The 5840-nt window shown below is 61.7% G+C and carries 7 protein-coding genes; 5 read left to right on the top strand and 2 right to left on the bottom strand.

Going from position 1 to position 5840, the window contains the following annotated elements; all coding sequences use genetic code 11:
• From ACY693_RS13960 to ACY693_RS13980, 5 genes are all read left to right on the top strand, one after another.
• A partial coding sequence (locus ACY693_RS13960) for an HAD family hydrolase (protein ID WP_462322432.1) occupies positions 1–418 on the top strand: 418 nt, incomplete at its 5' end.
• 184 nt (positions 419–602) lie between these two features.
• A complete protein-coding gene (locus ACY693_RS13965) occupies positions 603–1361 on the top strand; it encodes a GNAT family N-acetyltransferase (protein ID WP_462322433.1) in 759 nt (252 codons plus the stop codon).
• 9 nt (positions 1362–1370) lie between these two features.
• On the top strand, positions 1371–2177 hold the full coding sequence (locus tag ACY693_RS13970) for a lysophospholipid acyltransferase family protein (protein ID WP_462322434.1): 807 nt from the start codon (positions 1371–1373) through the stop codon (positions 2175–2177).
• Entirely contained in the window at positions 2174–3433 is a 1260-nt protein-coding gene (locus ACY693_RS13975) for a glycosyltransferase family 4 protein (protein ID WP_462322435.1), read from the top strand. The genes ACY693_RS13970 and ACY693_RS13975 overlap by 4 nt, the downstream gene beginning before the upstream one ends.
• Positions 3405–3932, top strand: a complete 528-nt coding sequence (locus ACY693_RS13980; protein ID WP_462322436.1) for a phosphatase PAP2 family protein — start codon at positions 3405–3407, stop codon at positions 3930–3932. Before ACY693_RS13975 ends, ACY693_RS13980 begins: the two co-directional genes overlap by 29 nt.
• 92 nt (positions 3933–4024) lie before the next feature.
• On the opposite strand, the gene ACY693_RS13985 is transcribed toward ACY693_RS13980, so the two are convergent.
• Both ACY693_RS13985 and nadC read right to left on the bottom strand, forming a co-directional pair.
• Complete coding sequence (locus ACY693_RS13985) at positions 4025–4423, bottom strand: sulfur globule family protein (RefSeq protein WP_462322437.1); 399 nt, start codon at positions 4421–4423, stop codon at positions 4025–4027.
• Between the two features lie 167 nt (positions 4424–4590).
• Positions 4591–5496, bottom strand: a complete 906-nt coding sequence (gene nadC, locus ACY693_RS13990; RefSeq protein ID WP_462322438.1) for a carboxylating nicotinate-nucleotide diphosphorylase — start codon at positions 5494–5496, stop codon at positions 4591–4593.
• Positions 5497–5840: the final 344 nt, after the last annotated feature.

Genomic DNA, 5840 nt, shown 5'->3' on the forward strand with positions numbered 1-5840 from the left:
TATGCAAGAGCAGATTGAGCCGATCATGCTGCCGGCGGCGAAGGCCCTTGTTGAGCAGCACCGCAGCAAGGGTGATACGCTCATGATCATTACCGCAACCAACGCCTTTGTCACCGCGCCGATTGCGGAACGTTTCGGCATCGAGCATCTGATTGCCACCGAGCCGGCCCTCGTCGACGGACGCTACAGTGGCGAGGTCATTGGGCCGCCAGCATTCCGCGAAGGCAAGGTCGAGCGCCTCCGCCACTGGCTCGAGACCAAGTCGGAGACCTTGAGCGGCAGTGTGTTCTACAGTGACTCGATCAACGACCTACCCCTGCTGGAGACGGTGGACTTCCCTGTGACAATTGACCCAGACGAGCGTCTTGCCAAGGTCGCGCGCGAGCGCAACTGGCCGATCAGGTCGCTGCGCAGCTAAGAGCAAGCAGCGGGCGGCTAGATGAGCAGCTATATAAGGAGAGAGCCGGAACTGATGATCACGCACAGAGACTGCGGACAGCGACCGCATTGAGCCGTCATAGAGCGGTCACATTAAAGCCATCGGATCGACATGCGACTCCGTTAAACTGAGAAGTTACCCCGTTGCTATGGTCGGAGAGAAGATGGGAGCGAGCGCACCTGCTCTTAGTATCAAACGCGGTGAGCGCCTGTTCGTCGAGCTGGCCGATTCCCCCGACGCCGTGCGCGAGGCGCAGGCACTGCGCTATCGAGTCTTCGGTGAAGAGCTCGGCGCTAAGCTAAAAACCAGTGAGGCAGGACTCGACGTCGACGAGTTCGACAGCGTCTGCGAGCATCTATTGGTGCGCGAGACCAAGAATAACCGCGTGGTCGGTTGCACACGCTTGCTCAGCAGCCAAGGGGCCGAGCGCCTTGGCCGCTTCTACTCAGAGAGCGAATTCGACCTGGGTATCATTCCATCGCTGCCCGGTCAGCTGCTTGAGCTCGGGCGCACCTGCGTCTCGCACGAATGCCGCCACGGCTCGGTGATCGCTGTGCTCTGGTCGGGCGTGGCGCACTACATCCAGCAGCATCAGGTGGATTACCTCTTCGGCTGCGCCAGTGTGCCCCTAGGAGAGAATGACTGCCAGGCGGCAGCCATTATGAACCGCCTGCGCCGCCAGGCCATGGCCCCAGAGGCGCTCATGGTTGTTCCCCGCGCACCGCTGCAGACGCGTCTTGGGGCGAGTGACGTTCTCGATGCGCCCCTTCCGGCCCTACTCAAAGGCTATGTCCGCCTCGGCGCCGTTGCCTGTGGCGAGCCCTGCCGAGACCCTGATTTCGAGGTCGCCGACATACTGATGCTGCTTGATATGCACCTGCTTAATCCGAGCTATGCTCGGCATTTCCTGGAGCGCGTCTAGGAGGAGCGGATGGCGCCACCGACTTTGGCTCGCCTACGGGCGACCCTGCGCCTCCTTCGCGTCGGCGGACATCTGAGCATCGGCGCGCTGATCGTTGTCGGCCTGGCCCTTTGGCGCGTGCTTGGCGGCAGTGCCCGCACAAACCCGGCCATCGTCTGCTGGTGGTACCGACATCTGAGGCCAATGCTCAGCCTCGAGGTTCGCGTCCAAGGCCAGATCGCCCAGCGCGCCCTACTTGTCTCGAACCACATCTCATGGCTCGATATCCCGGTCCTGGGCTCGCTTGCGCCGATGACCTTCTTATCCAAGTCAGAGGTTCGGCAATGGCCGATGATCGGCTGGATGTCGGCGCAGGTCGGAACCTTATTCATCAAGCGCGGCGGCCATCAGACCTCCGAGCTGATCGAGCGCATCGCGGCAAGGGTCCTTGAGCAGCAGCCCGTGGTGATCTTTCCCGAGGGTACGACCAGCAATGGCCTTAAGCTACGGCGCTTCCATCCGCGACTGCTTGCTGCGGCACAGCAGCCGCACATCGATGTGCAGCCGGTCGCGATCCGGTACGGCTCCAACGCTGAGCCAGATCCGATCGCACCATTCATCGACGACGACACGTTGATCGCGCATCTTTGGCGCGTCCTCTGTCAACCCAAGACCGAGGTCGAGGTCCGCTTTCTTGAGCTGGTTGTCACTGCCGGCACCGACCGACGCGCGCTTGCTGCCAACTGCGAGCTCCGAATCGCTCAGGCGCTTGGCCTTTCGGTCATTGCTGGGCCGACGACGAGCCAGCGTCGCCGTGTAGAGGAACGACGAGCATGACCACCTGCACCGCTTGCGCCCAAGACCGACAAGCGCCAACTCAAAGGCGGAGCCTGCATGTCGCGCTGGTCACTGAGACCTATCCGCCGGAGATCAACGGTGTCGCCAATACCTTGGCGCAGCTTGCCCGCGGGCTTGAACGCCGTGGCCACCGCGTCAGCCTCGTGCGACCACGGCAGCCTGCGGATCGGCAGCGCTCCGGAGCAACTGAAACCCAGCGCACGGAGACACAACAGGCTGCCGAGCTGCTCGTCAGCGGGCTGCCGTTGCCAGGCTACCGCGGGTTGCGCTTTGGTCTACCCGCGCTCGGCAAGCTGCGACGCCGATGGCGCACCGCGCGACCCGATGCCATCTACATCGCCACCGAAGGCCCGCTCGGACACGCTGCGCTGCGAGTGGCCAGGCGTCAAGGCATTCCAACGCGGACCGGTTTTCACACGCAGTTTCAGCAGTACTGCAGCCATTACGGGGCCGGACTTCTGATGCGGCCGATCATCAATATCCTGCGACGATTCCATAACCATTCCGGCGCAACACTGGTGCCAACTCGAGCGCTGCAGGACGACCTCGCGGCAGCCGGATTCTCGAATCTGCACGTGCTCAGCCGCGGCGTCGACACCGAACGCTTCTCACCGCACTATCGCAGTGCAGCGCTGCGCGCTTCTTGGCACAGCGATGAAGAAACCCTGGTTGCGCTTTACGTTGGACGGATCGCCGCGGAAAAGCACATCGATCTTGCGATCGAGGCCTTCGAGCGCATTCAGCGCGTGCAGCCAAACAGCCGTTGCGTGCTCGTCGGCGACGGACCCGAGCTTGGGCATCTGCGCCGTCAGCACCCGCACCATATTTACACGGGCGCCAAGGTCGGCACGGCCTTGGCGGAGCATTACGCCTCAGCTGACCTCTTCGTCTTCCCGAGCCTAACGGAGACCTTCGGCAACGTCCTGACCGAGGCCCTCGCCAGCGGCGTCGCGCCGCTCGCATTCGACTATGCGGCAGCTCGTGAGCACCTGCACCACGGACGAAACGGCTATAGTGTCCCTATGGGCGATCGCGCCGCCTTCTTGCGACAGGCCGAAGAGGCGGCCGGCAGCCGCGAGCAGCTCCGCCGGTTCGGGCAAGAAGCTCGACGAACGGCAGAATCGCTGAGCTGGGACCGCGTCATACGCGATCTTGAAGACCATCTGTTCTCTGTGATCGACTGCGCCAGTAACCCGGGTGAGCGTCATGAACCCATTCCTGCGACTGCTGAATGAGCTAGAAACACCCTTCTGTCGACGTTGGAGCCGAGCCCATCAACGTCCTTGGCTATTACGCCCCTTTGCGCTCATCAGTCGGCTTGGCAATGGTGTGTTCTGGTACAGCCTCATCGCCGTACTGCCGATCGTCGACGGCCTCGACGGACTCGAGGCTGCCGTGCATATGCTGCTCATGGGCGGTATTGCACTCATCCTTTATAAGAGCCTCAAGGGCCGGACGCGTCGCATACGGCCTTGCCACTACACGGCCGATATCGCAGCCAGCGTGCCACCGCTCGATCGTTACAGCTTTCCGTCTGGACACACGCTGCACGCGGTCAATTTCTCGACCATCGCGCTCTTCTACTATCCCCAGCTCGGCTGGCTTCTGGTTCCGTTCACCTTGCTGGTCGCGGCATCGCGCGTCGTCCTCGGGCTGCACTATCCAACCGATGTCATCGTTGCGTCTGCTATCGGGCTCGGCCTCGCCTATAGCAGCCTGTTGCTGATTGCCTAGTCAAGTTAGGCCGAAACACAAAAAATCCGGCGGTCGACCCCAGTTTGGGGTCGACCGCCGGACTCGAGGTCTTAGGCTAAAGACCTACGGACTTACTTGGCTTCAGATTGAGCCGGGGCCGCAGGAGCAGCCGGCGCACCATGAGGTGCTGCGCCGTAAGGAGCCGCATAGGGAGCTGCACCGTAAGGGGCACCATAGTAGGGAGCACCATAACCGCCGTAGTATGGGTTTCCGTAACCGTAACCGTCACCATAACCGCGACCGTAGCCGTAGCCACGCCCACGACCATAACCGTGGCCACCGCCGCTCATGCTCATGTTGAAGTCGCCGTAGCCATCGCCGAACATGTCGCTAAACATGTCGCCCATGCCGTCACCCCAACCGTTGCCGTAGCCCGGGCCGCCATAGCCAGGACCACCCCACCATGCGCTGGCAGAAGCGGACACACCAAGAAGAGCGGCAACGGCTGCGGCAGTAGCAAGCTTTTTCATCTGTATTCTCCGAATTCGATTTTGTCTGGGTTGCAAGCGTCGCCGCGTTTCTTGCGACAACGGGGATCATTATATTAGCGTTTTCTAAATTTAATAGTCGCTAATGCCGATACCCTCCTCCATCGCGATAGGTATCGCAAATGATCAGCGCCTGAGCCATACGCAGCTCAGATCTGCGCAGGCAGCAGACGCATCGATAAGTCAACCGCGTCGACATGCTTCGTCAGCTCCCCAACAGAGATATCATCCACGCCGGTCTCCGCGATGAGCCGCACCCGATCGCGCGTAATGCCCCCAGAGGCCTCAAGCCGAGCGCGGCCGGCCGTCAACTCGACCGCACGCCGCAGCTCCGGTAGCCCAAAATTGTCGAGCAGAACACGCTCGACACCCGCGTCCAGGGCCTCGGTCAGCTCCTCCAACGACTCGACCTCGATCTCAACCTCGATCTCATCGGGGACACCGTTGGCCAGTCGGCGTGCTGCCGCGATCGCGGCTCGAATCGATCCCGCCGCGCTGATGTGGTTCTCCTTGATCAGGATCGCGTCAAACAATCCCATGCGATGGTTTTCGCAACCGCCACAAACGACTGCGTACTTCTGTTGGCGTCGCAGCCCCGGTAACGTCTTACGCGTATCGAGGATACGAACCGGCAAACCAGCCACAGCATCGGCATAACGACGGGCACGGGTCGCCGTGCCGGAAAGTAACTGCAGATAGTTCAGCGCCGTGCGCTCGCCGGTCAGCAGCTGGCGCAGATTCCCTCGCACCGAACAAAGCAGCTGGCCAGGCAGCACCCGCTCACCATCGCGCGCGTGCCATTCGATCTCGACCAGCGGATCGAGCTGACGGAACACCTGATTGAACCAGGCTGCGCCACAGAGCACCGCATCGTCGCGCGTGATGACCTCGGCGCTCGCGATGGTCGCTTCCGGGAGTAAACGAGCGGTCAGATCGCCCTCACCAAGGTCTTCGGCCAGCGCATCGCGCACCTGTGCCTCGATCAACGGCTGCGGCGGAAGATGTCGAGACAGCAGCTCTGAGCTTGGATCAGGGCTGGGTACAACTGTGGGCATTGGATCGAGTCCTCAGCTCGCGCAAGCTGGAGCGCGTGTCGTTGGGATGTCTGCGACAAGAGCGGGTTGAGCAAGATCGCAAACGGCCAAGCAGGATGTGTGAGCAGGGTAGCATGATCATGGCGTGCTCACCCCGAGGCTGCATGTCAACACAACCTTCACCTATAGTGCGGTCTCTGGAGCCAAGAAAGGCGAAAACCGAACAGCGATCACCCCTGCATCAAGCTCAGCTTCGTGTCGGGGGCTTCGCGAGATCGATGTGCTGCTGATGATGGGCTGATGATCGACTCAACTCGCCCCCGAATCGATGACGTTGGTCGCCTGCCGACTGCCCGCTGGGCCCC

This window comes from Halochromatium sp. (genome assembly GCF_054919635.1).

Bases quoted from the DNA above. Each gene is read 5' to 3' on its own strand.
- ACY693_RS13975 (WP_462322435.1), top strand. From the start codon at position 2,174: ATGACCACCTGCACCGCTTGCGCCCAAGACCGACAAGCGCCAACTCAA.
- ACY693_RS13985 (WP_462322437.1), bottom strand. From the start codon at position 4,423: ATGAAAAAGCTTGCTACTGCCGCAGCCGTTGCCGCTCTTCTTGGTGTG.
- ACY693_RS13980 (WP_462322436.1), top strand. From the start codon at position 3,405: ATGAACCCATTCCTGCGACTGCTGAATGAGCTAGAAACACCCTTCTGT.
- nadC (WP_462322438.1), bottom strand. From the start codon at position 5,496: ATGCCCACAGTTGTACCCAGCCCTGATCCAAGCTCAGAGCTGCTGTCT.
- ACY693_RS13970 (WP_462322434.1), top strand. From the start codon at position 1,371: ATGGCGCCACCGACTTTGGCTCGCCTACGGGCGACCCTGCGCCTCCTT.
- ACY693_RS13965 (WP_462322433.1), top strand. From the start codon at position 603: ATGGGAGCGAGCGCACCTGCTCTTAGTATCAAACGCGGTGAGCGCCTG.